Source organism: Amycolatopsis sp. YIM 10 (assembly GCF_009429145.1).
Classification (GTDB): domain Bacteria; phylum Actinomycetota; class Actinomycetes; order Mycobacteriales; family Pseudonocardiaceae; genus Amycolatopsis.
This window is the reverse complement of sequence record NZ_CP045480.1, coordinates 7948700-7972843: the sequence shown is the minus strand read 5'-3', so window position 1 is coordinate 7972843 and position 24144 is coordinate 7948700. Positions and strand designations below refer to the sequence as shown.

The 24144-nt window shown below is 69.6% G+C and carries 29 protein-coding genes; 12 read left to right on the top strand and 17 right to left on the bottom strand.

Going from position 1 to position 24144, the window contains the following annotated elements:
• Positions 1 to 80: 80 nt before the first annotated feature.
• Together YIM_RS37670 and YIM_RS37665 are read right to left on the bottom strand one after the other, a co-directional pair.
• Positions 81 to 869, bottom strand: a complete 789-nt coding sequence (locus tag YIM_RS37670; protein ID WP_153037496.1) for a GntR family transcriptional regulator — start codon at positions 867 to 869, stop codon at positions 81 to 83.
• 238 nt (positions 870 to 1107) lie between these two features.
• On the bottom strand, positions 1108 to 1347 hold the full coding sequence (locus tag YIM_RS37665) for a hypothetical protein (RefSeq protein WP_153034917.1): 240 nt from the start codon (positions 1345 to 1347) through the stop codon (positions 1108 to 1110).
• 103 nt (positions 1348 to 1450) lie between these two features.
• Here YIM_RS37665 and YIM_RS37660 point away from each other — a divergent pair, with 103 nt between their 5' ends.
• Positions 1451 to 1927, top strand: a complete 477-nt coding sequence (locus tag YIM_RS37660) for a hypothetical protein (protein WP_153034916.1) — start codon at positions 1451 to 1453, stop codon at positions 1925 to 1927.
• A gap of 76 nt (positions 1928 to 2003) precedes the next feature.
• On the opposite strand, the gene YIM_RS37655 is transcribed toward YIM_RS37660, so the two are convergent.
• The 6 genes from YIM_RS37655 to YIM_RS37630 all read right to left on the bottom strand — a co-directional run bounded on the left by YIM_RS37655 (position 2004) and on the right by YIM_RS37630 (position 7276).
• Positions 2004 to 3476: a SulP family inorganic anion transporter gene (locus YIM_RS37655; protein WP_194239879.1), complete on the bottom strand. Its 1473-nt coding sequence runs from the start codon at positions 3474 to 3476 to the stop codon at positions 2004 to 2006.
• Positions 3477 to 3484: 8 nt separating this feature from the next.
• On the bottom strand, positions 3485 to 4075 hold the full coding sequence (locus YIM_RS37650; RefSeq protein WP_153034914.1) for a carbonic anhydrase: 591 nt from the start codon (positions 4073 to 4075) through the stop codon (positions 3485 to 3487).
• 134 nt (positions 4076 to 4209) lie between these two features.
• The gene (locus YIM_RS37645) at positions 4210 to 4602 is read right to left on the bottom strand and encodes a hypothetical protein (protein ID WP_153034913.1); all 393 of its coding nucleotides are present in this window, start codon (positions 4600 to 4602) and stop codon (positions 4210 to 4212) included.
• Between the two features lie 343 nt (positions 4603 to 4945).
• The gene (locus tag YIM_RS37640) at positions 4946 to 5329 is read right to left on the bottom strand and encodes a VOC family protein (protein ID WP_153034912.1); all 384 of its coding nucleotides are present in this window, start codon (positions 5327 to 5329) and stop codon (positions 4946 to 4948) included.
• A gap of 19 nt (positions 5330 to 5348) precedes the next feature.
• Positions 5349 to 6116 (bottom strand): metalloregulator ArsR/SmtB family transcription factor, encoded by a 768-nt coding sequence (locus YIM_RS37635; RefSeq protein WP_153034911.1) that lies wholly within the window; start codon positions 6114 to 6116, stop codon positions 5349 to 5351.
• 86 nt (positions 6117 to 6202) lie between these two features.
• On the bottom strand, positions 6203 to 7276 hold the full coding sequence (locus tag YIM_RS37630) for an ImmA/IrrE family metallo-endopeptidase (RefSeq protein WP_153034910.1): 1074 nt from the start codon (positions 7274 to 7276) through the stop codon (positions 6203 to 6205).
• Between the two features lie 169 nt (positions 7277 to 7445).
• Here YIM_RS37630 and YIM_RS37625 point away from each other — a divergent pair, with 169 nt between their 5' ends.
• Complete coding sequence (locus YIM_RS37625) at positions 7446 to 8267, top strand: maleylpyruvate isomerase N-terminal domain-containing protein (RefSeq protein WP_194239878.1); 822 nt, start codon at positions 7446 to 7448, stop codon at positions 8265 to 8267.
• A 6-nt stretch (positions 8268 to 8273) separates the two neighbouring features.
• Here YIM_RS37625 and YIM_RS37620 read toward each other — a convergent pair whose 3' ends face one another.
• Positions 8274 to 8894, bottom strand: a complete 621-nt coding sequence (locus YIM_RS37620; RefSeq protein ID WP_153037495.1) for an HAD family hydrolase — start codon at positions 8892 to 8894, stop codon at positions 8274 to 8276.
• 72 nt (positions 8895 to 8966) lie between these two features.
• On the opposite strand from YIM_RS37620, the gene YIM_RS37615 reads away from it, so the two are divergent.
• Positions 8967 to 9302 (top strand): helix-turn-helix transcriptional regulator, encoded by a 336-nt coding sequence (locus tag YIM_RS37615; protein WP_153037494.1) that lies wholly within the window; start codon positions 8967 to 8969, stop codon positions 9300 to 9302.
• Positions 9303 to 9310: 8 nt separating this feature from the next.
• Here the strand turns inward: YIM_RS37615 and YIM_RS37610 are convergent, their stop codons facing one another.
• Both YIM_RS37610 and YIM_RS37605 read right to left on the bottom strand, forming a co-directional pair.
• A complete protein-coding gene (locus YIM_RS37610) occupies positions 9311 to 10081 on the bottom strand; it encodes an SDR family NAD(P)-dependent oxidoreductase (protein ID WP_153034908.1) in 771 nt (256 codons plus the stop codon).
• On the bottom strand, positions 10074 to 10592 hold the full coding sequence (locus tag YIM_RS37605) for a cupin domain-containing protein (RefSeq protein WP_153034907.1): 519 nt from the start codon (positions 10590 to 10592) through the stop codon (positions 10074 to 10076). Before YIM_RS37605 ends, YIM_RS37610 begins: the two co-directional genes overlap by 8 nt.
• 51 nt (positions 10593 to 10643) lie before the next feature.
• On the opposite strand from YIM_RS37605, the gene YIM_RS37600 reads away from it, so the two are divergent.
• On the top strand, positions 10644 to 10982 hold the full coding sequence (locus YIM_RS37600; protein WP_228004275.1) for a hypothetical protein: 339 nt from the start codon (positions 10644 to 10646) through the stop codon (positions 10980 to 10982).
• Positions 10983 to 11080: 98 nt separating this feature from the next.
• Positions 11081 to 12001, top strand: a complete 921-nt coding sequence (locus tag YIM_RS37595) for a helix-turn-helix domain-containing protein (RefSeq protein ID WP_153034906.1) — start codon at positions 11081 to 11083, stop codon at positions 11999 to 12001.
• A 40-nt stretch (positions 12002 to 12041) separates the two neighbouring features.
• On the opposite strand, the gene YIM_RS37590 is transcribed toward YIM_RS37595, so the two are convergent.
• The 4 genes from YIM_RS37590 to YIM_RS37575 form a co-directional block, all read right to left on the bottom strand.
• A complete protein-coding gene (locus YIM_RS37590; RefSeq protein ID WP_153034905.1) occupies positions 12042 to 12521 on the bottom strand; it encodes a hypothetical protein in 480 nt (159 codons plus the stop codon).
• Positions 12522 to 12691: 170 nt separating this feature from the next.
• Entirely contained in the window at positions 12692 to 13696 is a 1005-nt protein-coding gene (locus tag YIM_RS37585; RefSeq protein WP_228004274.1) for an alpha/beta fold hydrolase, read from the bottom strand.
• A 203-nt stretch (positions 13697 to 13899) separates the two neighbouring features.
• Complete coding sequence (locus YIM_RS37580) at positions 13900 to 14523, bottom strand: LuxR C-terminal-related transcriptional regulator (protein WP_194239877.1); 624 nt, start codon at positions 14521 to 14523, stop codon at positions 13900 to 13902.
• Positions 14524 to 14791: 268 nt separating this feature from the next.
• Positions 14792 to 15553 (bottom strand): IclR family transcriptional regulator, encoded by a 762-nt coding sequence (locus YIM_RS37575; protein WP_153034903.1) that lies wholly within the window; start codon positions 15551 to 15553, stop codon positions 14792 to 14794.
• A gap of 64 nt (positions 15554 to 15617) precedes the next feature.
• On the opposite strand from YIM_RS37575, the gene YIM_RS37570 reads away from it, so the two are divergent.
• The 5 genes from YIM_RS37570 to YIM_RS37550 all read left to right on the top strand — a co-directional run bounded on the left by YIM_RS37570 (position 15618) and on the right by YIM_RS37550 (position 20729).
• The gene (locus YIM_RS37570) at positions 15618 to 16562 is read left to right on the top strand and encodes a 2-dehydro-3-deoxygalactonokinase (RefSeq protein ID WP_228004273.1); all 945 of its coding nucleotides are present in this window, start codon (positions 15618 to 15620) and stop codon (positions 16560 to 16562) included.
• Positions 16559 to 17161, top strand: a complete 603-nt coding sequence (locus YIM_RS37565; protein WP_153034901.1) for a 2-dehydro-3-deoxy-6-phosphogalactonate aldolase — start codon at positions 16559 to 16561, stop codon at positions 17159 to 17161. The genes YIM_RS37570 and YIM_RS37565 overlap by 4 nt, the downstream gene beginning before the upstream one ends.
• Before the next feature lie 22 nt (positions 17162 to 17183).
• The gene (gene dgoD / locus YIM_RS37560; protein WP_153034900.1) at positions 17184 to 18332 is read left to right on the top strand and encodes a galactonate dehydratase; all 1149 of its coding nucleotides are present in this window, start codon (positions 17184 to 17186) and stop codon (positions 18330 to 18332) included.
• A 5-nt stretch (positions 18333 to 18337) separates the two neighbouring features.
• Positions 18338 to 19657: an MFS transporter gene (locus YIM_RS37555; protein WP_153034899.1), complete on the top strand. Its 1320-nt coding sequence runs from the start codon at positions 18338 to 18340 to the stop codon at positions 19655 to 19657.
• Positions 19658 to 20144: 487 nt separating this feature from the next.
• Positions 20145 to 20729: an HdeD family acid-resistance protein gene (locus YIM_RS37550; RefSeq protein WP_153034898.1), complete on the top strand. Its 585-nt coding sequence runs from the start codon at positions 20145 to 20147 to the stop codon at positions 20727 to 20729.
• On the opposite strand, the gene YIM_RS37545 is transcribed toward YIM_RS37550, so the two are convergent.
• Both YIM_RS37545 and YIM_RS37540 read right to left on the bottom strand, forming a co-directional pair.
• Complete coding sequence (locus tag YIM_RS37545; protein ID WP_153034897.1) at positions 20726 to 21187, bottom strand: VOC family protein; 462 nt, start codon at positions 21185 to 21187, stop codon at positions 20726 to 20728. The genes YIM_RS37550 and YIM_RS37545 overlap by 4 nt on opposite strands.
• A complete protein-coding gene (locus YIM_RS37540; RefSeq protein WP_153034896.1) occupies positions 21184 to 21753 on the bottom strand; it encodes a DinB family protein in 570 nt (189 codons plus the stop codon). The genes YIM_RS37545 and YIM_RS37540 overlap by 4 nt, the downstream gene beginning before the upstream one ends.
• A 62-nt stretch (positions 21754 to 21815) precedes the next feature.
• Between YIM_RS37540 and YIM_RS37535 the strand changes: the two genes are divergently transcribed.
• Both YIM_RS37535 and YIM_RS37530 read left to right on the top strand, forming a co-directional pair.
• Complete coding sequence (locus tag YIM_RS37535) at positions 21816 to 22769, top strand: WYL domain-containing protein (RefSeq protein ID WP_153037491.1); 954 nt, start codon at positions 21816 to 21818, stop codon at positions 22767 to 22769.
• Positions 22770 to 22779: 10 nt separating this feature from the next.
• Positions 22780 to 24096, top strand: a complete 1317-nt coding sequence (locus tag YIM_RS37530; protein WP_153034895.1) for a carboxylesterase family protein — start codon at positions 22780 to 22782, stop codon at positions 24094 to 24096.
• The last annotated feature ends 48 nt before the right edge of the window (positions 24097 to 24144 follow it).

Below are 24144 nucleotides of genomic sequence, written 5' to 3'. Positions count from 1 at the left end.
CCAAACTGTACTAGTCGTCTAGAGGAGTTCCTAGCCCCTGGACGAGTCACAGCTGGGCACTCGTTCGGGGTAACGGGTGGTTACTTGGCGGGAAAGTCGTACTCGAGCACGTAGGACGAAGCCGCCTTGACGATGTCGCAGACCTCGACCACTGCTCCGTCGGTGTCGAAGGCAGTGCGGATCACGGTCAGCACCGGTGCACCTTCGGGAAGGCCCAGCTCGCGCACCTCGCGCGAATTCGGCATCCGCGCTGTCACCTCTTCGGTGAACGAGGCCAGCTTGTGTCCGCGTTCCTCCAATCGGGCGTAGATGCCGCCGGGGCCCGGATTGATTTCGAGGATCTGCGTTCCCTCGGCCAGTTCCGTTGGCACGTATGAGGTGGCCATCTCGATGGGACGACCGTTGGCCAGGTAGCGGCGATCGCGCACCACCACCTCGTCGTCGGGATCCACGCGCAGCCGCTCGGCCACCATCGGCGGGGCCGTCTCGCGCCGGACCTGGATCCGGTCGACGCTCGGCTGGTAGCCGAGCTTTTCCGCGTCGGCCAGGAACGCCGCCTTGCCTGCCTGGCGATGCTTGCGCGCGAACCGGTCGGACGCCACTCGTCGCACGGGTAGCGTGGAGGAAGGCGAGCGCACGAACACCCCGCGCCCGTGTTCGGCCACCACCAGGCCTTGGCGCCGCAACTCCTGGGTCGCCTGCCGGACCGTCATGCGGGCTACGCCGAAATGCTCGATCAACGCGGCCTCGGAAGGAAGCTTCTGCCCTGGCTCCAGTCGGCCATCGTCGATGGCCTCGATGAGCATCGCTGCGATCTGGCGGTAGGGCGGGGTGTCCGCCCGTCGATCCACCTGGCCAAGCTCCAACATGTCTGCCTCGCTCCTGTAGACGGCTAGACATCTCCAGAGTGTGCCACCTGCACGCAGAAAGCCATAGCGCAATCAGCTACCTCACAGACTGCATCGGGAGGACCGCGCCGTAGCAGTCAGCGAGCTTTGCGCACGGGTTCGTGCCTTTTCCACACCCTAACGCCAGAACGCGACACCAACGGACGACCGACGCCGATGGCCCAACGCCCGGGAAGTGGTCGTGACCGAGACGAGCGGGTCACTCGGACAGGAAGCCGGTGGCCGGGTCGATGCCGGCCAGGAACTCGCGGGCTTGGGCGATCAGTTCCGCGTCGCCGATTTCGGCGTGGTCGGAGCGCGCGATCGAGAATCCGTATCCCGCGTTCGGGCCGGTGGTCCAGGTCAGCTGGTGCACGCCGGGTTGATCCGGATCGTGGTGGACTTCGAACGTTTCGCCATCCACGAGCAGGGTTCGTGACGAAGGATCGAATTCAGGCACTTCATCCTCCTTGTGGGTGTCGCCGTTCGCACGAACATCGCCTTACTCTAATCGAGATCGAGCAGTCTGGCCGGAACCAGGCACGTTCTTGAGGGGGATTCAAATGAACCGCAATCGTATGATTTCCGTGGCGAGCGCCGCCGCGGTATTCCTGCTCATTCCGGTCGCCGCGGCGCACACCGCGTCCGCCGTGGAGCCGGTGGAGCCGGTGGAGGCGGTCTGCGCGTTCCAGCAGCTCGCGGACTACCCGCACGTGACCAGGGGCGACGCCAGCGTGCATGGCTGGTGGGACTGGGTCAAGCCGGTGCCTGCCGACTGTGTCAAGGCCAGCGGGAACAAGGCCGACGTCACCGTCTACCTGCAGACCAGCCTGGACGGCAAGGAGTGGACCACCCGGTCCGAGGGGGAGAAGCGGGTTTATGCCGGAGGCGGGTCGGTCGCCCGCGCGAATGCCCGTTACACGTGCCGCAACACCGCGAAAACAAAATGGCGTGCGGTAGTCGACGTCGACGTGGTCGGAATTGCCGATCTGCCCAACAAGACGGAATACCCGCATCGTGATCTCGACTGCGGATTCTAGGAAACAAGCGGCGGCTTGACCGCTGCGGCCGCCTTCGGGTGGTGGCTGGGAGGGATCGCCTCCCAGCCACCACAGGTCAGCCGCTGGTGGCGGACGCGGTTACCTTCACCCGGTCGGGGCCGGCGCTGTGCTGGGCCGACCAGGTTTCCAGTGCCGTGCGGCAGGCGTGGTCGAGGTGGTGCAGGCCGGACAGGTCCAGTTCGATCGGGCGGTCACGCGGCAGCGCCTCCAGGTCGTCGAGGATCTTCGGCAGGCGCAGGAAGGTCGCGTTCCCCGACAGGTACGCCTGGATGGGACCGGCACCCTTGTCGATGACCTCCAGCTTGAGGTGCGAGGCCTCCCAAGCCGTTTTGGCCACGGACAGGGCCAGGCCGATCAGCACGCCTTCGAACATGTTCACCGCGACGATCGACACCGCGGTGACCACGAGGATCAGCGCCTCACCCCGGTGCTCACGCCACAGCGCCGCGATCGAGCGCAGCGGGATCAGCTTCCAGCCCGCGTGCACCAGCAGGCCCGCGAGCGCGGGCAACGGGATGAGCGCCAGCGTGCCGGGCAGAAGCGCCGCGAACAGCAGCAGCCACACACCGTGCAGGACCCGGGAGGCCTTCGTCTTCGCGCCCGCCTGGACGTTCGCGGAGCTGCGCACGATGACCGCGGTCATCGGGAGCGCGCCGAGCACACCGCACACGGTGTTGCCGGTGCCCTGCGCCATCAGCTCCTTGTCGTACTCGGTGCGCGGACCGTTGTGCAGCCGGTCGACCGCGGCCGCGCTGAACAGGCTTTCGGCCGACGCGATCAGCGTGAAGGCCAGGATGGTGCCGATCAGGCTCAGGTTCGCCAGTTCACCGAAAGAGGCCAGCTCGGGCAGCTGGATGGCGCCGAGCAGGCCCTGCACCTCGACCGTGGCGACCGGCAGGCTGAACACCAGCGAGACGACCGACGCCAGCCCGACCGCGGCGAGCGGGCCCGGCACGGCCTGCACCCGTTTCGGCATCCGCTTCCACAGCACCAGCACGGCGATGGTTCCGGCGCCGAGCGCGATCGAGGCGAGCGCGGTGGGGTTCCCGACGACCTCGGCCACCGCCCCGGGCAGTCCGGCCAGCTTGCCGATACCGGACGCCGGCGCGGTCAGGCCGGCGGCGGTGTAAAGCTGGCCCGCGATCAGCACCAGGCCGATGCCCGCCAGCATGCCTTCGACCACCGAGACCGAGATGGCGCGGAACCAGCGGCCCAGTTTCAGCGCGCCCATGGCGAGCTGGAGCAGCCCGGCGGCCAGCACGATGACGCCGAGCGCGGGCAGGCCGAACTGGCGGACGGCTTCGAAGACCAGCACGGTCAGCCCGGCGGCCGGGCCGGACACCTGGAGACTGCTGCCGCGCATGAGCCCGGTGACGATGCCGCCGACGATGCCGGTGATCAGGCCGAGTTCGGCCGGGACCCCGGAGGCGACGGCGACACCGACGCACAGCGGCAGGGCGACCAGGAAGACCACCAGCGACGCGGTGAAGTCCTGGCGCAGATGGGGGAATTTCGTTCGAAGGTCCACAGTGGTCCTCACAGCGCCTGGAAGGTGTCGGTGTCGGAGTCGTGGGCCAGCACGGATCCCGTGTGCACTTCGTAGAACCAGCCGTGCAGCCGGACCTCACCCGCGCTCAGGCGCCGGTCGATGCCCGGGTACGAGCGCAGCCGCAGCACCTGGGTCAGCACGTGGTTCTGCACCGCGTCGGCGACGGCCGGGTCCTCGACCGTCCCTTCCGGACGGGGCGTGGCGTGGGAGAGCCAGCCGTGCACGGCGGGCACGGCGGTCAGGTCGTCACCGCGCACCAGCGCGCCGACGGCGCCGCAGTGCGAGTGGCCGCAGACCACGATGTCGGTGACCCCGAGCACTTCCACCGCGTATTCGATGGTGGCCACCTCGCCGCTGGGCCGGCCGGCGGCGTACGGGGGCACGATGTTGCCCGCGGTGCGCAGTTCGAAGAGTTCACCGGGACGGGCGCCGGTGATCAGGGCCGGAACGACCCGCGAATCGGAACAGGTGACAAACAGGACCTGCGGTGACTGGCCGTCGGCCAGCCGCGCGAACTGTTCGGCGCGGTCCTCGCACTGCCGTCGGAAGGAACGGGCGTGCTCGATCAGCGACTGCATTTCGGGAATTCCTCCTGGCGCGCCATTGGCCGGCGCGTCGGTGTCGGGCAACGGAACTCGATTCGGGCACAGCGACGTGCCCCCACGTCGGCGTCATCGACGGACGTGGCGGGTGATCGATCGTGGTGAACGGCTCAGCGGCGGAAAACCTGGAGCACCGCGGCGGAATCGGCGGCGGACGCGCCGAGGTGTGGCGGCCGGGCGAGCGCGACGACCGCGGTGGGCGGGCGCGCGGCCACGTCGGCGCAGGTCGACGCGGGGCGCGCGACCGGTTGCGGGGAGAGGTCGGCCGGGGCGCGATACCGGTCGCGCGTGCGCGGAAGACCGTTGGGGGAGGTGGGATCCGGCGAGTCGCACACGGCGTGTTCGGGCTCGGACCGCTCGGCGGCGGTCGCGGTGGCATCGGTGGCGTCGGTGATCCCGTTCAGCGCGACCGACGGGGTGCCGGGAGCGAGCGCGGGGGCCAGGAACTGCAAGGCCAGCAGCCCGGCCAGCAGCAGCAACCGGAATTTGGTCGAGCCCAGCACGATTCGCCCCCTTTCCCGCGGATGTTGTGTCTCGATTTCCTGCCGTTGGTCAAGGCTAACAGGCAAAACGGGCACTGCCCCGTCTCCGCAGTTAACTCTGCGTGAAAGCCCGGAAATCGAGTCGGAACGGCAACTCTGCCCGCTGACCACTGTCAGCTCCATGATCAACCAACCGGATGGCCGGTAAACCTCCGGTAAAACATCCAGAATGCGGGACGACGTGAGGCGACGTGAGACAACACGGAACCGCGCCAATTGCGCGGCCGTACATGCTACCGGAAAACGAGAATCGGGGAAAGGTTCTGTCAATACCGGTAACCGAGGGCCTTACCGGCGGCCCGCTTCACCGGGCGGCGGGCTGGAACAGTTCGACCGGGTTGCCCGCCGGGTCGTCGAACACGATCTGACGGCCACCGGGCCCGCTGACCACGTCGCTGCGGAACCGGATGCCCGCCGCGCGCAGCCGGGCGACCTCGGCATCGATGTCGTCGACGATGAGGTGGATCCGGTTCCAGCCACCGGGTCCGGGCTTGGTGCCGTCGGGCATCGGGCGCCCGGCGGAACTGGCCGGGCCGCTGAGGAGCAGCCGGAGGTTGCCGCGCACCACGTCCGCGAACGCCGGTATCGCGTTGGTGTTGATGGTGAACCCGAGGTGCTCGGTGTAGAACTCGACGGCGGCCTCGACCTCGTCGACCAGGTAACGCACGCTCACCAGATCCGACGTCATGCGCTTCCGCCTTTCTGTTCTAGATTCGGCTTTCCGCTTCGGCGGACATGCCGAAGCGGGGGAGCAGGAAGCCGATCCGGCGGTCCAGTTCGCCCGCGAGGCGGCGGAACGCCGGAAGGGTTTCGCCCGCGTCGTCGGTTTCCTTTGCCGGGTCCGGCAGGCTCCAGTGGAGCACGCGGGGGTGACCGGGGAACTCCGGGCAGACCTCACGGGCCCGGTCGCACAAGGTGATCACCCAGTGGAACCGCCTGCGGCGAAGACTGTCCACATGGGTCGGTTCGTGGGTGAGCGGGACGCGGTACCCGGCGAGCGCGCGCACCGCCTCCGAGTGCAGTGGCTTCGGCGCGCTGCCCGCGCTGAACACCTCGACCGACGGACCGGCCCGATGTCGCAACAGCGCCGCGGCCATCGGAGAGCGGCCGCTGTTCCCCGTGCACACGAACAACACCTTCAGCCGGGCGGTGGATCGCGTCCGGTTCACCCGGCCCGGCGCGAGACCGGGGTGCAGGGCGATCCCGGTCTCGGCGAGCGCGTCCGCGCACCGCGAGAGATCGAGGTGGTAGTAGGTGTCCCGGCCGTCGAAGCTGCTCCGCCGCGCGGTGACCAGTTCCGCGGCCCGCAGCTTGCGCAGGTGGTAGGACACCAGGTTCTGCGGTTGCCCGACCGCCTCCACCAGTTCGCGCACCCGGCGATCACCGTGCGCCAGTTGGCGCAGCAGCTGCCAGCGCAGCGGATCTCCGGCCAGCCGCACGAACGGCGGCGGCTCGGCTGTCTCGGTGGTCGGCACGGTTCGGATAATACATCAATCTAGGTTGATCGACCTGTTTCCGGCGGGAACCGTCGCCGGGATATCGATTCAGGCGCTGGAGGAAGCTACCCGGCGCACCGCGAGGACTGGGCGACGCCGGCCGGGGCCACCGCGTGGAGGTGCACCGCGGCCAGTCCGAAGACGTGGCGGTTGAACTCCTCGGGGGTCAGTTCGAGGTCGTCGGCGATGGCGCGGACCCCGCGCTCGGAGCGGCGCAGGTGGGCGAACACCTTTTCCAGCACCTGCGAGGTTTCCGCGGTGAGATGGCTGCCGCTTTCGGCCAGTTCGGGGCAGAGGGTGCGGTAGCGCCAGCGGGTGATGATGTCCAGTTCGGACAGCCGGTGGGCCAGTGCCATCGGCGAGACGCCCCAGCGCCGGCTGGCCTGGCGGAGCCGGGCGGCGTCGGCCTGGTGCAGGTTGCGGGCGAGCACGTCACCGCGGGGCATGAGCAGGGCGGCGGCGAAGCGGTCCGCCTGGCGTTCGGCCTCGCGTCCGTCGATTCGTCCCGGCCCCTGGTGGAGGACGAGGTGGCCGAGTTCGTGGGCGGCGTCGAAGCGCTGGCGCTCGGCGGTTTTGCCGGTGTCGATGAAGATGAACGGCTCGCCGCGGAGGAAGACGGAGAACGCGTCGACGTCGCGGACTTCCTGCACGAGCGAGAAGATCCGCACCCCGCGGGATTCGAGCAGGTGGATCAGGTTGGGGATCGGCCGCTGCCCGAGGCCCCACTCGTTCCGGATGCGCCGCGCCATCGCTTCGATGTCCTCGGCCGACGGGTTCGCCGGGGCCGTGGGCAGGTTCGCCCGTGGCAACCGGAACCGGGCGCCGATCCAGGCGGCGATCTCCGAGGCGATCAGGGCGGCGGCGAGCACCGCGTCGCGGCGGAACGCGGAGGTCTTGCTCGGTGAGCGCAGGCTCGCCGTCGCGGTCGGAAGCGGCTCCACGTCGGGCCGGTGGAAGAACGCGGGCGGCAGCTTCAGTGCGTCGGCGAGGCGGTTGACGCTGTCGGCCGTCGGTTCCTGGTGGCCGAGTTCGCAGCGGTTGATCGTTTGTGGACTGAGATCGGTGAGGCTGCTCAGATCCGCCAGCGTCATGGCCCGCAACTTGCGTGCCAGCGTGAGTCGCGACGGCGAGATGGGCACGCCCTGCTCCTGCTTCTGCTCGAATCCTCGAAGTCGCCAACCATCCTAACGCCCGGACTCGGTGGTGCGCCGGACGTGCAGCGCGACAGCGAGCCGCTCCCACCGTCCACTTTACAATCTCAAGTGAACCTGACAATATCCAGCACGTCGGTGAGGAGGGGGAATGGTCATGGCTGACGCGGTTTCGGGGACCCTGGCGCAGGCTCGCGCCGCCGTGCGGGAAGTCGTTCCCCGTCTGTTCGAACTGGTGCGGAGCATTCCCGACGCGGGTTCGGCTTCGGTCGGTGCCTGGACGGTCGGTGAGGTCGCGGCTCACCTGTCCCACGTCTTCCGGTTCGACACCGACGCCATCGCCGGGAAACCGGTCCCGGACGCCGTCGTGACGTCAGCGGGCATGGCCGAGGTCAACGCGAAGATGCTGACCCGGGACGAGGAACGGGACCCGGCGGCACTCGCGGACCGGCTCGGGGCGCTGGCCGTCGAGTTCGACGACGTCGTCTCGTGCTCGCGCACGGCCACCACCGGATGGCTGCAAGGCGTTCGCGTTCCGCCGTCGGTGGTGGCGTGCCATCTGCTCGAGGAATGCCTGATGCACGGCCATGACATCGCCGAAGCCGTCGGCCGTCCGTGGGCGATTTCACGCCACCACGCGGTGCTCGCGGTCGAAGGTGGCGTGCTTCCGCTCATCGAAGCCTTGCCGCCCACGGCTTTTGTCGATCAAGAAAAGGCGGGTGCCTTCCGAGGCCGTTTCGAACTGCGTCTGCGGGGTGGCGGCCGCACGACGATGGTCTTCGACCGTGGTTCGCTGACGCTGGATCCGGGTTCCGCGCGTGCTGTCGATGCCCATATCCGCGCCGACCCCTCGGCCCTCATGCTGGTGTTCATCGGCAGGCGCGGACTGTGGAAACCGCTTGTCGGCGGGCAACTCGCCGCTTGGGGGCCACGGCCGTGGAAGCTCGCCCGTTTGCTCACTGCCATCAGTCCGCCGTAACTCCGGTCAGCGCGCGGTGCCTGCTTCGATCAGTTTGGTGGCGAGTACTTCGATGTCGGGCGCGCTGAAGTCGGCCGTGGGGCCGCCGGGCAGTTGGCGCTGCCCCGGTCGTTCGACAAAGGCGGTGCGCAGCCCCGCGGCCGCGGCTCCGGCGATGTCCCAGCCGTGCGCGGCGATCATGATCGCGTCCTGGCCGGGGTAGGCGCCGAGCACGGTGCGGTACGGCGCCGCGGCCGGTTTGAGGGCGCCGGCCTGTTCCGCGGAGAACACCGCGGTGAAATGGTCGCGGAGTCCGGAGTTGCTCATCTGCGCCTCGATGGTGGCCAGCGGTGAGTTGCCCAGGGCGACCAGGGTGAACCCGGCCTCGCGCAGGCGGGTGAGGCCGCCGGGAACGTCCGGGTGGGCCGGAAGGCCGCGGAGCACGGGGCCGACCTTGGGGCGCACATCCTCGTCGGCGGCCGCACCGGCGATGGCCGCGAAGTCGCGGTAACCACCGGTCGCGGTGATGGTCAGCGCGGTGTGGATCACCTGGGCGAACCACGCGCGCCTGGCTTCCGCCGAGCCGAACACGTCGTCGAGCGGGGCGAGGTCGAGCAGGGTTTCGTTGATGTCGAACACGCAGAGCACGGTCACCTCGGATGGTACGAGTGGATTGGTACCTTCACGGTACGAGATTTGTCGTACCATGTCCAGGTGGTGATGGTGGATGAGTTTCCGGTTCCGCCGATCGGCGAGGTGGCGCTCGGGACGGTGCTGTCCGCGCTGGCGGACCCGCATCGGCGGCAGGTGGTCCTCGCGTTGTTGAGCGGCGGAGGGGCGGAGCGCGCCTGCGCGTCTTTCGCGCTGCCCAAGGCGAAGTCGACCCGCACGCACCACTGGCGCGTGCTCCGCGACGCGGGACTGGTCCGGCAGCGGAACGCCGGTAACGGCACCTTCGTGCGACTGCGTGACGAGTTCGAGGGCCGGTTCCCCGGGTTGCTGGCGCTGCTGGCGGACCTCGACCACGCGCCTTCAGCGTCCACTGTGGACGAGTAGAGCCCTGGCTACCAGGTGGGACGGGCGGAGACGCCGCCGTCGACGACGAGGTTGTGGCCGGTGATCCAGCTCGCCAGTGGTGAGGCGAGGAAAACGCAGGCGTTGGCGACGTCGGCGGGGGTGCCGAGGCGGGTCAGGGGAGCGGCGTGCTGCCAGCGGCGGACGCCGTCGGGCCAGTCGGTGGCCAGGCCCGGCCGGTCGATCAGGCCGGGTGAGACGGTGTTGACCCGGATGCGGCGCGGCCCGTATTCGAGTGCCGCCGCGCGGGCGTGCATGACGAGCGCGGCCTTGGCGGAGCTGTAGTGCGCGTGCCCCGGCGCGGGCTGGGTGGCTTCGATGGACGCGATGTGGATGATGCTGCCGCCGGCGTCGGCCATCACCCCGGCGGCGGCTTGCGTGCAGGAGAACGCGCTGGTCAGGTCGGTCCGGATCACGGCGTTCCAGCTGTCGGCGGCCATGCCGGGCAGGTCTTCGACGGGTTGGATTCCGGCGTTGTTGACCACGGTGTCGAGTCGTCCGGCCCAAGTTGCCGCGGCGCGTACGAGGTCGTGGCAGGCGGCGTCGTCGGTGAGGTCGGCGGCGAAGGCGACAGCGGTGCCACCGGCCTCCTCGATCTGGTGGACGACTTCGTCGGCCGCTTCGCGGTTGTGGTGGTACTGAACGGCGACGGCGCTTCCGGCTTCGGCGAACCGGAGCGCGATCCCGCGGCCGATCCCGCCGCTGGCCCCGGTCACCAGGGTCGCGGTGCCGGTCAGGTCCAGCTTCACGCCGTCAGGCATCGGGGTCCTCCGACATGTGCAGTGGAGCGTCCGGGCGGGAGAGGGCGCGGATGCGAGACGCGGCGGCCGGGTACTGGGCGCACAGTGCGTCCGGATCGCCGCCCTCGTAGTCGGAGGGCATGAAGCCCGGCGCCATGGTGGTGCCGCAGAGGGCCCAGCGCCCGCCCGGCGCGACCTGCGCGCCCATCCAGGTTCCGGCCGGGACGACCAGCTGGATGTGCTGGCCGGGGGCCGGTCCGAGCAGTTCGACGCGGACCTGGCCGTCCGGGCCGAGCAGGAGCAGTTCCAGCGGATCGCCGCGGTAGAAGTGCCATACCTCGTCGAGCGGAAGCCGGTGCAAGGCGGAGAAAAGGCCGTTCTCGGCGGAGAACAGCGCGATGATCGCCGAACCCGCGGGACGACCGGTTTCGTCGGCCGGGCCCGCCCAGGTCCGCCGGAACAGCCCGCCCTCGACCGGCAACGGCGCCAGATCGTATTGGCGGGCGAGGTCGGTCAACTCGTCACTCAGCACGGGCACCCATCTTGCCACTGCCGAGCCGGGCGCGCGGCTAACCTCGACAGGGTGACGATTCGCTTCCAGGAAGCCATGCGGCTCATGCGTGCTCGTGATCCGCAGGACCGGGAAGACGGCTTCCACTTCCTGCTGCCACACGCCGCGGAACACGTCGACCGGCTCATCGCCGAGTTCACCGAGGAACGAACCGACCACGGCTTGAGGTGCTGGCTGCTCGAACTCATCGGTCATGCCCGCTCGGCGAACGCGCTGCCGATACTCACCGAACAACTCCACGCCGACGACGACTCGCTGCGGTTCTGGGCAGTGAGAGGGCTGGAACAACTCGACACCAAACCGGCGCGCTACGAGCTGTGGAAGGCACGAGCCAATGGCCTCGCGCTGTGACCGTGCGGCAGGGCTCCGCCAGCGACTCGACCGGCGGGGCAACAGCGGCGTAACAGCTGTCGTGCTTGGCTTCTGTTTTTGGGGCCGAGGGGGCGGATGTGGGCGAGACGAAGTGCGATGCGCGAGATCGGCTGGCGGAAGCCAGTGTGCCGCTCGAGGCGTCGTGGGATGGGGAGGTCGAGTTCCGCGCCAGTGAGGTGTGGCTCGATCTGGTTCGCGTGTGGGGCAAGGAGTTCACCTCGGTGACCTTCCGGCGGACGGCGTCCATGGTCCGCCGGGCGGACCCGGAGTGTTACGTCGTCTGCCTGCCAACCAGTGGCACGATGCACCGCACCTGGGGTCGGGTGAGCGCGGCGTACCAGCCTTATGACCTGCACGTGTTCGACTCCACCCGGCTCGGCGAGCTGCGCGCGCACCGCGAGCGCGGACTGGTGACGTGCGTGGGTGCCGAGATACCCCGGCGCGTCCTGCCGTTGCCCGAAAAAGTGGTGGAGCGGGTCGCCGGTCATCCCTTGCCGGGGCGCGAGGGGGTCGGCGCGCTGCTGGCGGGATTCCTGACCCAGGTGAGCCGGAGCGGGAGCTACCGCCCCGCCGATCGCGTGCGGCTGGGCGCGGTCACCACGAACCTGGTGTCCGCGCTGGTCGAGCACGTGCTGGAGGCCGACATCCCCGGGGAGGCGCGCCGCGGCGTGCTGGTGTTGCGGGCCAAGGCGTACATCCGGCAGCGCCTGCACGATCCGGAGTTGCGTCCCGCCACGATCGCCGCCGCGCACCACATTTCGGTGAGCTACCTGCACCGGCTCTTCCAGGCCGAAGGCGTCCCGGTTTCGGTGTGGATCCGTGAGCAGCGCCTGGAACGCGCTCGCCGCGACCTGGCCGATCCCGCGATGCGCGCGGTGCCGGTGTATCGGATCGGCGCGCGGTGGGGTTTCCGTCAGCACGCGGCGTTCACCCGAGCCTTCCGGGCCGCTTTCGGCGTCGCGCCGAGCGATTACCGCCACCACGCCCTGACGCGTTGACGGAACGGCGCTCCCGGTGTCACCGAGAGCGCCGCCACGATCATCCGCAGTTGCCCCACTCGGGACGACCGCCGGTGGCCACGGTGGAGTTGTTCGGATTCGCGATCGCCCCGGAATAGGCGACGCACTTGTTGTCGCCCTTCGCCTGCACGTCGGCGTAGTGCGAATAGTCGCCCTGGTCCACGTAGGGGTTGTCCCGGCCCTGCACCCAGAGCACGGCGTTGGTCAGCGACGGCGTGCCGTGGAAGGTGGTCTTGAGGGTGACCACGCAGTTGTTGCCGTTGCCGCTGTTGTAGAGCAGGTAGACGTAGCCCCACCGGGTGCCCGCGGGGGTCCGGACGGGGCGCTTTGCCTTGCCGTCGATCCCTCCGGCGTCACTGACGATGCTGTAACCGCCACCGCAGATCCCCGACAGATCGCTCTCGCTGTGGGCGGACGCCGAGGGAGCGGCGATGGCGAGACCGGCGGTGGCCATCGCCGTTGCCGCGGCGAGGGAAGAAAGTCTGGCACTGAGCTTCATCGTGGTCCCTTTCCGTCGTTTTCCCTGTGCCACCAGGGTTCCGGGATCGGGCCACGAAGTCGTTGGCGCAGCGTCCACAGCCGGTTTGTCCCCGAGTCCACTCGTTCCGGACGCGGAAACACCTCGGTCCCGCGCGGGCCGACCGCACGGGACCGAGGTACGAGCGGCGGTCAGGCCACGCAGCTCGCCAGTTCCGGACTGGGCGCGGGAACTCCCTGCGGCCCGAAGAACAACTTCGCGCAGGCGCTCAGGAACGCCGTGTTCTCCTCGGCGATCCAGTGCCCGCTGTCGGGCGCGACGACCCCGCGGACATCGTCACCGACCTGGCTGAAGGAGGCGGCGACCTGCGGGCCGAAGGCGAACTCCGCGCCCATCGCCAGCACCGGCATCGGCAGGCGCTTGTGGGCGTTGGCCTGGTTGTTCGCGGCGTCGGCGGCGAACGCGCGGTAGTACTCGTAGCCCGCGGTCCGGCGTGCCGGGCTCGCGTAGGCCTGGAAGAAGGTGGCCTGGTCGATGCGGTCGGGGTACCGGGCGCCGCTGAACAGCCAGCCGAGATAGGTCGACACGTCGTCGTTGTCGATGAGCTTCTCCGGAACCGGGGCGGCGGTCTGGTTCAGGCCGAGGTGGAAGCTGATCCCGTAGAAGTTCTCGAGGCCGAAGCCGGACAGCGGCGTCTCCAGCACGGCCATCCGGACCACCTCGGAGGGGTAGTCGCGAGCGTACGGGTAGGCGATGAGCGCGCCGGTGTCGTGGCCGAGAAGGGAAACCTGGTTGTAACCGAGCTTGTGGACGCCCTCGCGGATGCGCTTCGCGGCGGTCACCTTGTCGTAGCCGCCGGTCGGGATGGTCGACTCGCCCGCGCCGGGGAGGTCGAACGCGATCACGGTGTGGTGCGCGGCGAGCGCGGGCATCACGTCGGCCCACTCCCACCAGGTCTGCGGCCAGCCGTGCAGCAGCACCAGCGGCGGTCCGGACCCGCCGCGGACGTAGTGCAGCGTGGTGCCCTGCACGGCCACGGTTCCGTGGCTGAACCCCGGCAGGCTCGTCGACGCCGGTTGCTCGGCCACCGGCGACTCGGCGCTGGCGGCCGAGCCGACCAGGAGGATCACGACGGCGGTCAGCGCGGCGTAGAAGCCGCGTCCGGCACGCCGGAAAGCGCTGTCTCTTCGAAACACTCGGTACTCCTCGGGAAGGCGCGATAAATGCGAACGTCGTTTGCGTGTTCGACTGGAAGTCGACGCCAACGTAGTCCATCCCGATGCGGGCCAACAACCCTTGATCACGTACCAAAAAAGGCAATCAGGAAGAAGAGGGGCGGCCGCGGAGGCTGCTAGGGGTGCTGGTGAATTCGCGGGCCGGTTGGGAACCGTGGCCGCGGTCAGCCCGATCGCTTGTTCTCGGCGGCGGCGGCGTGCGTCGCGGCCAGCCGCGGCGGCCAGACCCCCGGCTTCAGCGTTCCGGTCGAGTACGCCCGCGCGACCAGTGCCGTCCTGTTCGTCGCGTCGAACCTCCTGAGCAGGGTGTTCACGTGGTAGTCGATACCGGCCTGGCTCAGGTGCAACCGCAGGGCGAGTGCCTTGCTCGGCACGCCCGCCGCCACGCCTTCGAGCACGCGGGCGCTGGTTTCGCTGATGCGCTCGCCGGCGGCCGGCGCGCTTTCGCCGACCGGAAGGTCCATCGTGCGGAAGAACATGATGGTGGCGATCACCATCGTGGTGTCGCCGAACGGCTTGAGCGTGCACGAAAGCGACGCCCGGAACGAGGACTTCCCGGTCTTCAGGGTGATGACCGGCGTTCTCGTGCAGCAGGTCCGCCGGGTGAAGATCGACGTGAGCTGCTCGCCGAACCGTGCCCGGAAACCGGGTGGTACCAGGTCGCGGATGTCGCGGCCCTCGAACTCGTCGGCCACCGGGCTGAACCAGTCCGGGCACCGGTTTTCCGTCCGGCCGATCCGGAAGGACCGATCGATTTCGACGACAATACAATATTTGTGATCGCGCATCACTGTCCTTGAATTCGCTCTCGCGGAGGTGAACGCTTGGCAGAGGGGAACGTGTCGCTCCTGCATTCAGTAAACCTGAAACATGATCCGAGGCCGGTCGCCGGACCCGGTGCTGCCCGATCCGACACCCAGACTTGCCCGCTCGTCTTCGGTTCGCCGATCGGAGGCAACCCATCGGCGAACGGACTTTTCTGCCGTTGAGTGGCATCCGGCCGGCTCGACCGTCCTATTTCGACTGTGTGGAAGGGTTTCGCCTTGCCCTTTTCGGTCAGTGGTCGCGGTGACCGAGGCCGGCCGAGATCTGCTGGGCCGCCCGGCCCACCACCTTCGCCAGGCCGCGCAGGCGGGCGGCGGGCATGTAGGGACGGGTCGCCGAGACGCTGATCGCGCCGGCGATCTCACCGGTGGCGTCCCGCACGGGTGCCGCCACGCAGCGGATGCCCGGTTCGTTGTCCTCCAGGTCCAGCGCCACGCCCGAATCGGCGTACTCGCGCATGCGCACCAGGAAGGCGTCCAGATCGCCAGGGGAGACCTGGTCCGGTTCCAGCGGGCCCTCGGCCTGGTAGAGCGCCCGCCATTCCGGCTCCGAGTCCAGCAGCAGGGCCATGCCGACCCCCGTGCGGGTCAGCGGCATGCGGTGACCGATCCGGGAACGCATCTCCGCGCCGCGTGAACCCGGGAGCTTGTCCAGGTACAGCACCGAATCGCCGTCACGCACGGCGAGGTGCACCGTGTCGCTCAGCTGCGCGGACAGTTCCTCCAGCACCGGCCTGGCCACCACCGGCAGCGGATTGCCGTGCAGCGCCTGGAAACCCAGTTCGATCAGCGTCGGCCCGAGCGTGTAGCCCTCCCGCCCGCTGCGCAGGTACCCCTCGCTCACCAGCAGCTGGACCAACCGGTGCGCGGTGCTGCGGCCCAGGCCGGTCCGCTCGACCAGTGCCCGCAGATCGGCCGCGCCCCCGGCGACCGCGCGGATCACCGCGAGGCCGCGGGCGAGCGTCTGGGTGCCGGGCGGCGCGTTCTCGACCACGCCCTGATCCTACATATAGGGACGTCATTCGCATTATCGGGAACCCGGCCGCACAGTGCGTCCTGTGAACGACCCCGAACCCGCCCTGGTCGCGCTCGACTGGGGGACCTCCGGACAGCGCGCCTGGCTGCTCGGCGCGGATGGCCGCATCCTGGGCACCCGCCGCTCGGGGCGCGGGCTGATGGCCGTCACCGAGGGCATCGACCCCGGTGACCCGGCGGCCCGCGAAGCCGCCTACGAGGCGGCACTCCACCAGGCGTGCGGTGACTGGCTCGCCGGCGGGCTGCCCGCCATCGCCTGCGGCATGGTGGGCAGCGCGCAGGGCTGGACCGACACCGGCTACCGCACGGTGCCGTCCACTCTGGACTTCACCGGGCTGGTCCCGGTACCGCACCGCGACGGCGTGCTCCACCTGGTCCCCGGCCTGCGGATGCCGTCGGGGGAGCTTCCCGGCGACGTGCTCCGCGGTGAGGAGACCCAGCTCGCCGGGATGTCCGACCTGCTCACCGGGCGGTGCGCCACGGTGGTGCTGCCGGGAACGCACAGCAAGTGGGTCCGCGTCGAGCGCGGCGAGGTGACCGCCTTCGCCACCGCGATGTCGGGAGAACTGCACGGCCTGCTGACCGCGCACGGCATCTTCGCCCGCACCGCCGCCGAAGCGGTCCGCGACGACGTGGCGTTCGAGCGGGGATTGACCGCGGGACGGCGAGCCCGCGGGCTGTCCACCGAACTGTTCGGTGCCCGCCCGCTCGTGCTCGACGGCGAACTGGCCCCGGCGTCCCTGCCCGACTACCTCTCCGGGGTGCTCATCGCCGACGAGGTCTCGCACCTGGTGCCCGGTGGGGAAACCGGCGTGGTGGTGTGCGGCACGGCCGACCTGTGCCGCCGGTACGCCGCCGCGCTCGCCCACCACGGTGTGGAAGCCGCGGTGCGAACCGAGGAAACCGCCGCCGAGGGCCTGTGGCGCATCGCGACCGCGGCCGGGCTCGTCACGGAAGGGAAATCATGACCGGACTGATCGCGATCCTGCGTGGGGTCACCCCAGCCGAGGTGGTGGACATCGGCCACGCGCTCGCCGACGCGGGCATCACCACCATCGAAGTGCCGCTGAACTCCCCGGAGCCGTTCACCAGCGTGCGCCTGCTCGCCGACGCGCTCGGTGACCGGTGCGCGATCGGGGCGGGCACCGTGCTCACCACCGAAGACGCCGGGCGGGCCCAGGAAGCCGGCGCCCGGCTCGTCGTGGCACCCAACTGCGACCCCGCGGTGATCACCACCGCGGTCGAGCTGGGGATGACGCCGTACCCGGGCGTCGCCACGCCCACCGAGGCGTTCACCGCGATCGCCGCGGGCGCCCGCCACCTCAAGCTCTTCCCGGCCGACGCGGTCGGGATCAGCGGGGCCGGTGCCTGGCGCGCCGTGCTCCCGAAGGACGTCGAACTGCTGCCGGTCGGCGGGGTCGACGAGACGAACCTGGCCGCGTGGGCCGCCGCGGGCGTGGCGGGCGCGGGGCTGGGGTCCTGCCTGTACCGGCCGGGCGACACCGCCGGCGCGGTCGGTGCCCGCGCCGGTGAACTCCGCCGGATCTGGGCCGAGAACTCGCAGTAGTGCCTTGTCAGTAAGGGAAATCATGAAGATCACGTCAATGACGACATATCAGGTGCCGCCCCGCTGGTGCTTCCTGAAGATCGAGACCGATGCGGGGATCACCGGCTGGGGCGAGCCGGTGCTGGAGGGCCGGGCCGCCTCGGTGGCGGCGACGGTGGAAGAACTCTCCGACTACCTGATCGGCCAGGACCCCTCGCGCATCGAGGACCTGTGGACCGTGCTCTACCGCGGGGGCTTCTACCGCGGTGGCGGCATCCACATGAGCGCGCTGGCCGGGATCGACCAGGCGCTGTGGGACATCAAGGGCAAGGCACTCGGTGTGCCCGTGCACGACCTGCTCGGCGGGCGGGTCCGCGACCGGATCAAGGTGTACTCCTGGATCGGCGGTGACCGCCCCGCGGAAACCGCCCGCGCCGCGCGCGAGGTGGTGGACCGCGGGTTCAGCGCGGTGAAGATGAACGGGACCGAGGAACTGTCCTATCTGGACACCTGGGCCAAGGTCGACCGGTGCGTGGCCAATGTGGACGCCGTGCGCCAGGCGGTCGGCTCGGACATCGGCATCGGCGTGGACTTCCACGGCCGCGTGCACAAGCCGATGGCCAAGGTGCTGCTCCGCGAACTCGAACCGTACCGGCTGATGTTCGTCGAGGAGCCGGTGCTTTCCGAGCACGTCGAGGATTTCGCCGACGTGCTGCGTGCCTCGCCGATCCCGATCGCGCTCGGCGAGCGGCTGTATTCCCGGTGGGACTTCAAATCGGCGCTTGCCTCGGGCGCGGTGGACATCATCCAGCCCGACCCGTCGCACTGCGGTGGGATCACCGAAGCGCGCAAGATCGCGCACATGGCCGAGGCGCACGACGTCGGACTGGCGCTGCACTGCCCGCTCGGCCCGATCGCGCTCGCGGCCTGCCTGCAGATCGACGCCGGGTGCTACAACGCGACGATCCAGGAGCAGAGCCTGGGCATCCACTACAACACCAGCAACGACCTGCTCGACTACCTGGCGGACCCGGCGGTGTTCACCTACCGCGACGGCCAGGTCGACATCCCGCGTGGTCCCGGGCTCGGCATCGAGATCAACGAGGAGTACGTCGCCGAGCGCGCCGCGGAAGGACATCGCTGGCGCAATCCCGTGTGGCGGCATTCCGACGGCTCGTTCGCGGAGTGGTGAGCCCGATGACGCAGACCACAACCGCGGGCACCAGTCTGTCCACAAAGGCCTCTCGCGTCCGCGTGCTCGTCGCGGTGATGCTCTTTGTCACCGTGGTGATCAACTACCTGGACCGATCCAACCTGTCGATCGCCATGCCCGCGATCGCCGGCGAGATGGACCTTTCCAAGGCACAGCAGGGATTGCTGCTGTCGGCCTTCGGCTGGACGTACGCCGCTTTGCAGATCCCCGGCGGCTGGCTGGTCGACCGGGTTCCGGCGCGGGTGCTCTACCCGGTGTGCCTGGTGCTGTGGTCACTGGCGACGTTCTTCATGGGCATCGTCGGCGGTTTCGTCGCGCTGATCGCGCTGCGGTTGATGGTGGGCGTGTTCGAGGCGCCCGCGTACCCGATCAACAGCAAGATCGCCACGGTGTGGTTCCCGGAGCGGGAGCGCGCCACCACCATCGGGTTCTACACTTCGGGGCAGTTCATCGGCCTGGCGCTGCTGACGCCGGTGCTGTCCTGGCTGCAGACGATGTTGTCGTGGCACTGGATCTTCGTCACCACCGGTCTGGTCGGCATCCTGTGGGCGGTGCTCTGGTACGCGGTGTACCGGGAACCGCGTGATTCGCGGGCGAACGACGCCGAGGTCGAATTGATCCGGTCCGGTGGCGGGCTGGTGGACCTGGCGCGCGAAAAGCCGGAACGGGCGCGGATCACCAGGGCCGATCTGGCGGTGGTGCTGGGCCGCCGGAAGCTGTGGGGTATTTATCTCGGCCAGTTCTGCCTGACGTCGACGCTGTGGTTCTTCCTGACCTGGTTCCCGACGTATTTGGTGGAGTATCGGGAAATGGACTACATCAAGTCCGGATTCCTGGCCTCACTGCCGTTCGTCGCGGCGCTGGTCGGCGTGCTGGTTTCCGGTGTGCTTTCGGACTTCCTGCTGCGGCGCGGCGTTTCGCTCGGAGCGGCGCGGAAGGGTCCGATCATCGCCGGTTTGTTGCTGAGCACGCTGATGGTGGGCGCGAGCTTCACCGATTCCACGGCGCTGGTCATCGTGTTCCTGTCGGTGGCTTTCTTCGGCAACGGCCTCGCCTCGATCACCTGGTCGCTGGTCTCGGCACTCGCGCCGCGACGATTGTTCGGGCTGACCGGCGGAATGTTCAACTTCATCGGCAACCTGTCTTCGATCGCCACCCCGATCGTGATCGGCTTGATCGTCACGGACGAGAGCTTCACGCCGGGATTCGCTTATATGACGGTGATCACCGTGGCCGGGATCCTGTCCTACGTGTTCCTGGTGGGGAAGGTGGAACGGGTGGAGGAACGGGCTCAGCGGGGTTGAGGTAGGTATACGACCGGTCGTACGTATTGATGGCGGGGCGGCGGGGTTGCCTTGGGGCGCCAGATGTACGACCGGTCGTATTTATTTCCTGACTTGGGTGGCGGGTGGCGCCAGGTATACGAACGGTCGTATGTATTTCGCCGCCGGGTAGTCGGGTGGCCGGATAGCCGGATAGCCGGATAGCCGGGTGACCGGGTAGTTGGGTTTGCGCGGGCCGCGTGCAGTGGGCCCGCCCGGAGCATCAGGTATACGAACGGTCGTACGTATTGGGTGCCCGCGACAGAGGGGTCCCGGACACTAGGTGTACGACCGTTCGTATATCTGCCACCCCCACCACCGGCACCTCGAAAGCGACCATCGCCGCCGAACCGTCTCCACGCCGTCCCGCCACGCCGTCCCTCTGACGGGTGTCCCCGGGGGTTCAGGCGCGCGCCCACCCATCCCGCGCCCTAGCGTGATCCCAACAGCACAGGGAGGAGCCGCGGCGATGACTCATCACGCACCGGACGTGGGCGGCCTGAACCCGTCGGACGGTCTCCTGGCCGGGCTGGCGAGGGCGGCGTGGCAGGCCGTGCTGGCCGCTGGGGTCGTCGCTCTCCTGCTCGGCGTGGTCGTCCTGGTCTGGCCGGGGCCGAGCTTGGTCGTCGCCGGGGTGTTCTTCGGGGCCTACCTCCTGGTCAGCGGCATCTTCCAGGTACTGGCGGCATTCGGCACGCATGCCTCGGCGCCGGTGCGGGTGCTGGCTTTTCTCAGCGGCGCGCTGTCGATCGTGCTCGGCGTCTTCTGCTTCAGCAGCGCGCTCCGGTCGATCCTCCTGCTCGCACTGTGGGTCGGCATCGGCTGGCTGTTCCGCGGCGTCACCCAGACGATGGCCGCCGCCGCGGACGTTGCCATGCCCGCCCGCGGCTGGCAGGCCTTTCTCGGCATCATCAGCGGACTGGGCGGAATCGTGCTGATCGTCTCGCCGCTGAACTCGATCGCCGTGCTCACCGTGCTGACCGGGTGCTGGCTGCTGCTGGTCGGCGTGGTCGAGATCGTCACCGCCCTCCGCCTGCGCGCACGGATCCGCTAGTCCAGGCAGAACTCGTTGCCCTCGGGGTCCCGCATCACGATGAAGCCGAAGCTGAGCGGGGGAGCGGGTTCGTGACGTTCCACCCTGGTCGCACCGAGAGCGAGCAGCCGCTCGCACTCGGCCTCCAGCACCGCCATCCGCTCGTCGCCCTGTAGGCCGGGGGCCGCGCGGACGTCCAGGTGCACGCGGTTTTTCGCCACCTTGTCTTCCGGGACCTGCTGGAAGAACAGCCGCGGTCCCTGCCCATCGGGATCCTCCACGGCGGAACTCGAATTGCGCTGGTCCTCCGGGACACCCATCTTGACCAGGAACTCATCCCACGCGGCCATCGGGTCAGCGCCCTCGGGCAGTTCGACCCCCGGCGGGGCCGGGTGCACGTAATGCAGCGCGTCGCGCCAGAAGCAGGACAGTGCCCGCGGGTCGTGCGCGTCGAAGGTGATCTGGACGTGGCGGCTCATCGGGTGGCTCCGTTCGTGTGCAGGTACAGGTCGCGCAGCAGGCAGACCTCGGACAGGTGGTGGATCAGTTCGCGGTGGATGTGCTGCACCAGGTCGGCCACGGCCAGCTCGGGATAGGGCTCCTTGTCCCCGATCGGCATCCGCAACTCCGCCTCGCTCAGTCCGCGCACGCCGGCCAGCCACACCTCGAGCTGGGTGTTGAGCTGATCGAGCGCGGTGGCCGCGTCCCCGGCGTAGTCCCAGGTTTCGTAGGACACCGCCGGAGCGCCGAAGTGCGCGGCGTTGCGCGCGGCGAGCACACCGACGATGACGTGGGCGAGGCGCCAGGCGATCGTGGTGAAGGGCGCGGGCTCCGGCTGGGGAAAGGCGTAGTCGATGGTGAACTCCCCGCCGCCGACCTGGATGGGCGCGGTCGAGGTGCCGCGCGGCCGCACGCTCCAGGCGTCCGGCACCGGCGACCAGAAGTACTCGTCGTCACCGAGGCCGTCGAGGCGGGCGCGGACCTGGTGGTTCCAGTGCCATTCCCACTGCTCACGCAGCGTCCGGTTCCAGTCGAAATCGCTCATGGGACCACTCTGGCACGCCCAGCGGACAGGATCGGTCCGCTATCTCTGGTTGGGTGAACAACGTGGACGGCGACGACCTTGGCACCACCGAGCGGGTGCTCACCCTGCTCGGCCTGCTCCAGCAGCGGCAGGTGTGGACCGGCCCCGAACTGGCCGGACGGCTCGGGGTCACCCCGCGCACGGTCCGGCGTGACGTCGAGCGGCTGCGCGCGCTCGGTTATCCGGTGCACGCCAGCCAGGGCGTCGGCGGCGGTTACCAGCTCGGCGCCGGGCAGGACCTGCCGCCGCTGCTGCTCGACGACGAGGAGGCGATCGCCACCGCGGTCTCGCTGCTGGTCGGCGCGGGTGGCGCGGTCGCCAGTGCCGGGGACGCCGCGCTCCGGGCGCTGGCCAAGCTCGACCGGGTGCTGCCGACGCGGTTGCGGCGCGAGGTCCGCGCGCTGTCCGACTCGGTGGAGTCCTTCGACGGTGGCCGCGTGCCGGTCGATCCCGAGGTGCTCATGACCCTGGCCAGGGCTTGCCGCGACCAGGTGGAAGTGGGTTTCGGATACGCGTCCGGGGACACCGCGCGGCGGGTCGAGCCCTACCGCCTGGTCGCCTCCGACCGGCGCTGGTACCTGTTCGCCTTCGACCTCGACCGGGTGGACTGGCGGAGTTTCCGCGTCGACCGGATGACCGAGGTGACCGCGCGGACCTGGCACTTCAAGCCGCGCGAGGCACCCGACGCGGCGACCTACGTGCAGGAGAGCGTCGCGGTCCGGGTTTACGCGCAGCAGGCCCGCTTCCTCGTGCACGCGCCCGCGAGCACCGTGCGCACGCAGATCCCGGCGTCGGCGGCGGTGGTGCGGCCCCGCGGAAAGCAGCGCTGCGAAGTGCTCAGCGGCGCGGCCGGCCTCGACTTCGTGCTCCTGCACATGATGCTGCTGGGCCACGACTTCGAGGTGCTCGACCCGCCGGAACTCGCGGCGCGCTGCCGCGTGCTGGCGGACCGGCTGCGGGCGGCCGGGTCCGTGTGATCATGACGGGGTGGAGCGGGAATTCGAGACGTTGTCGGGGCCGGTTGTCGGGCGGGTCGAGGAAGACGTGGTGCGCGTGCTCGGGGTGCCGTACGCGACCGCGGAGCGGTTCGGGCTCCCTGAACCGGTGCCACCGTTCACCGAGCCCTTCACCGCCTTCGACCGGGCGCTCGCCCCGCCGCAGCACCGCTCGGAGCTGCTGACCCGGCTGATCGGCGACGACGATCTCGGCGACGGCGAGCCCTGCCAGCGCCTGTCCATCACCGCGCCGGCGGACCTCGCCGATGGTGAGCGCCTGCCGGTGCTGGTGTGGATCCACGGCGGCTCGTACGTCACCGGCGCGGGTGACCTCCACGTGTACGACCCGCGTTCGCTGGTCGCGGAGCAGCGGGTGGTGGTCGTGAACCTCACCTACCGGCTCGGCGTGCTCGGCTTCTTCGGTGACGGCGAGCGCGTGCCCGCGAACCTCGGCCTGCTGGACCAGCTCGCGGCGTTGCGCTGGGTGCGGGACAACATCGCCGCGTTCGGCGGTGATCCCGAATCGGTGACGTTGTTCGGCCAGTCCGCGGGTGGTGACGCGATCGCGCACCTGATGATCAGCGAGGGGGCCGAGGGGCTGTTCCGGCGCGCGATCATCCAGAGCGCTCCGCTGGGCATCACCTCCGGCCGGGCCGCGATGACCACGGCGATGCTCGCGGCGGTGGGCGAGCTGCCGCCGGACGCGCCGGTCAGCGAGATCCTCGCGGCGCAACGCGTGGCGGAGAAGGCCGCCAAGCGCTTCGGCCTGCCCGGCGGCATGCCCTTCGGCGTGCAGTACGGCCTGCATCCGGTGCCCGCGGAGTCCGCTCGGGACGAAGCTTGGCGGAAGGCCGCGCCACGGATCGACGTGCTGATCGGCTGCACGGCCGAAGAAGCCGCGTTGTTCGCCGGTGCGATCCCCGCCGTCGAACGCGTCTTCCGGATTCCGCTGGCGGGCAAGGCCGTCCGGCGCCTCACCGGGCCGATCAGCCGGAAGATCTACGACTCGCCCGCGCGGGATTTCGCGCGCAGGCACCGGGAAGCGGGCGGCCAGGCCGTGCGCTACCGGATGACCTGGCAACCGGCAGGCAGTCCGTTCGGCGCCGCGCACATCACCGATCTGCCGCTGATCCTGGGCACCCGGCGGGCCTGGGAAGGTGCCCAGCTGCTCGGCTCGGTCTCGTGGTCCGAAGTGGACCGACGCGGCCGCGCGGTGCGTGCTGTCTGGGCGGGTTTCGCCCGCACCGGCGAGGTTTCCGCGGTCGACGCCAGCGCCGCGCGCGACACCCTGACGTTCCCCACGACCTGACCCCGGTCTCCACTCTCCACTATTGAGCGTGACACAGGTCACGCGAAT

Excerpts from the sequence above, each read along its gene's own strand:
- YIM_RS37670 (WP_153037496.1), bottom strand. The coding sequence starts at position 869 with ATGTTGGAGCTTGGCCAGGTGGATCGACGGGCGGACACCCCGCCCTAC.
- YIM_RS37660 (WP_153034916.1), top strand. The coding sequence starts at position 1,451 with ATGAACCGCAATCGTATGATTTCCGTGGCGAGCGCCGCCGCGGTATTC.
- YIM_RS37650 (WP_153034914.1), bottom strand. The coding sequence starts at position 4,075 with ATGCAGTCGCTGATCGAGCACGCCCGTTCCTTCCGACGGCAGTGCGAG.
- YIM_RS37640 (WP_153034912.1), bottom strand. The coding sequence starts at position 5,329 with ATGACGTCGGATCTGGTGAGCGTGCGTTACCTGGTCGACGAGGTCGAG.
- YIM_RS37625 (WP_194239878.1), top strand. The coding sequence starts at position 7,446 with ATGGCTGACGCGGTTTCGGGGACCCTGGCGCAGGCTCGCGCCGCCGTG.
- YIM_RS37615 (WP_153037494.1), top strand. The coding sequence starts at position 8,967 with ATGGTGGATGAGTTTCCGGTTCCGCCGATCGGCGAGGTGGCGCTCGGG.
- YIM_RS37610 (WP_153034908.1), bottom strand. The coding sequence starts at position 10,081 with ATGCCTGACGGCGTGAAGCTGGACCTGACCGGCACCGCGACCCTGGTG.
- YIM_RS37590 (WP_153034905.1), bottom strand. The coding sequence starts at position 12,521 with ATGAAGCTCAGTGCCAGACTTTCTTCCCTCGCCGCGGCAACGGCGATG.
- YIM_RS37580 (WP_194239877.1), bottom strand. The coding sequence starts at position 14,523 with ATGCGCGATCACAAATATTGTATTGTCGTCGAAATCGATCGGTCCTTC.
- YIM_RS37565 (WP_153034901.1), top strand. The coding sequence starts at position 16,559 with ATGACCGGACTGATCGCGATCCTGCGTGGGGTCACCCCAGCCGAGGTG.
- dgoD (WP_153034900.1), top strand. The coding sequence starts at position 17,184 with ATGAAGATCACGTCAATGACGACATATCAGGTGCCGCCCCGCTGGTGC.
- YIM_RS37555 (WP_153034899.1), top strand. The coding sequence starts at position 18,338 with ATGACGCAGACCACAACCGCGGGCACCAGTCTGTCCACAAAGGCCTCT.
- YIM_RS37550 (WP_153034898.1), top strand. The coding sequence starts at position 20,145 with ATGACTCATCACGCACCGGACGTGGGCGGCCTGAACCCGTCGGACGGT.
- YIM_RS37545 (WP_153034897.1), bottom strand. The coding sequence starts at position 21,187 with ATGAGCCGCCACGTCCAGATCACCTTCGACGCGCACGACCCGCGGGCA.
- YIM_RS37540 (WP_153034896.1), bottom strand. The coding sequence starts at position 21,753 with ATGAGCGATTTCGACTGGAACCGGACGCTGCGTGAGCAGTGGGAATGG.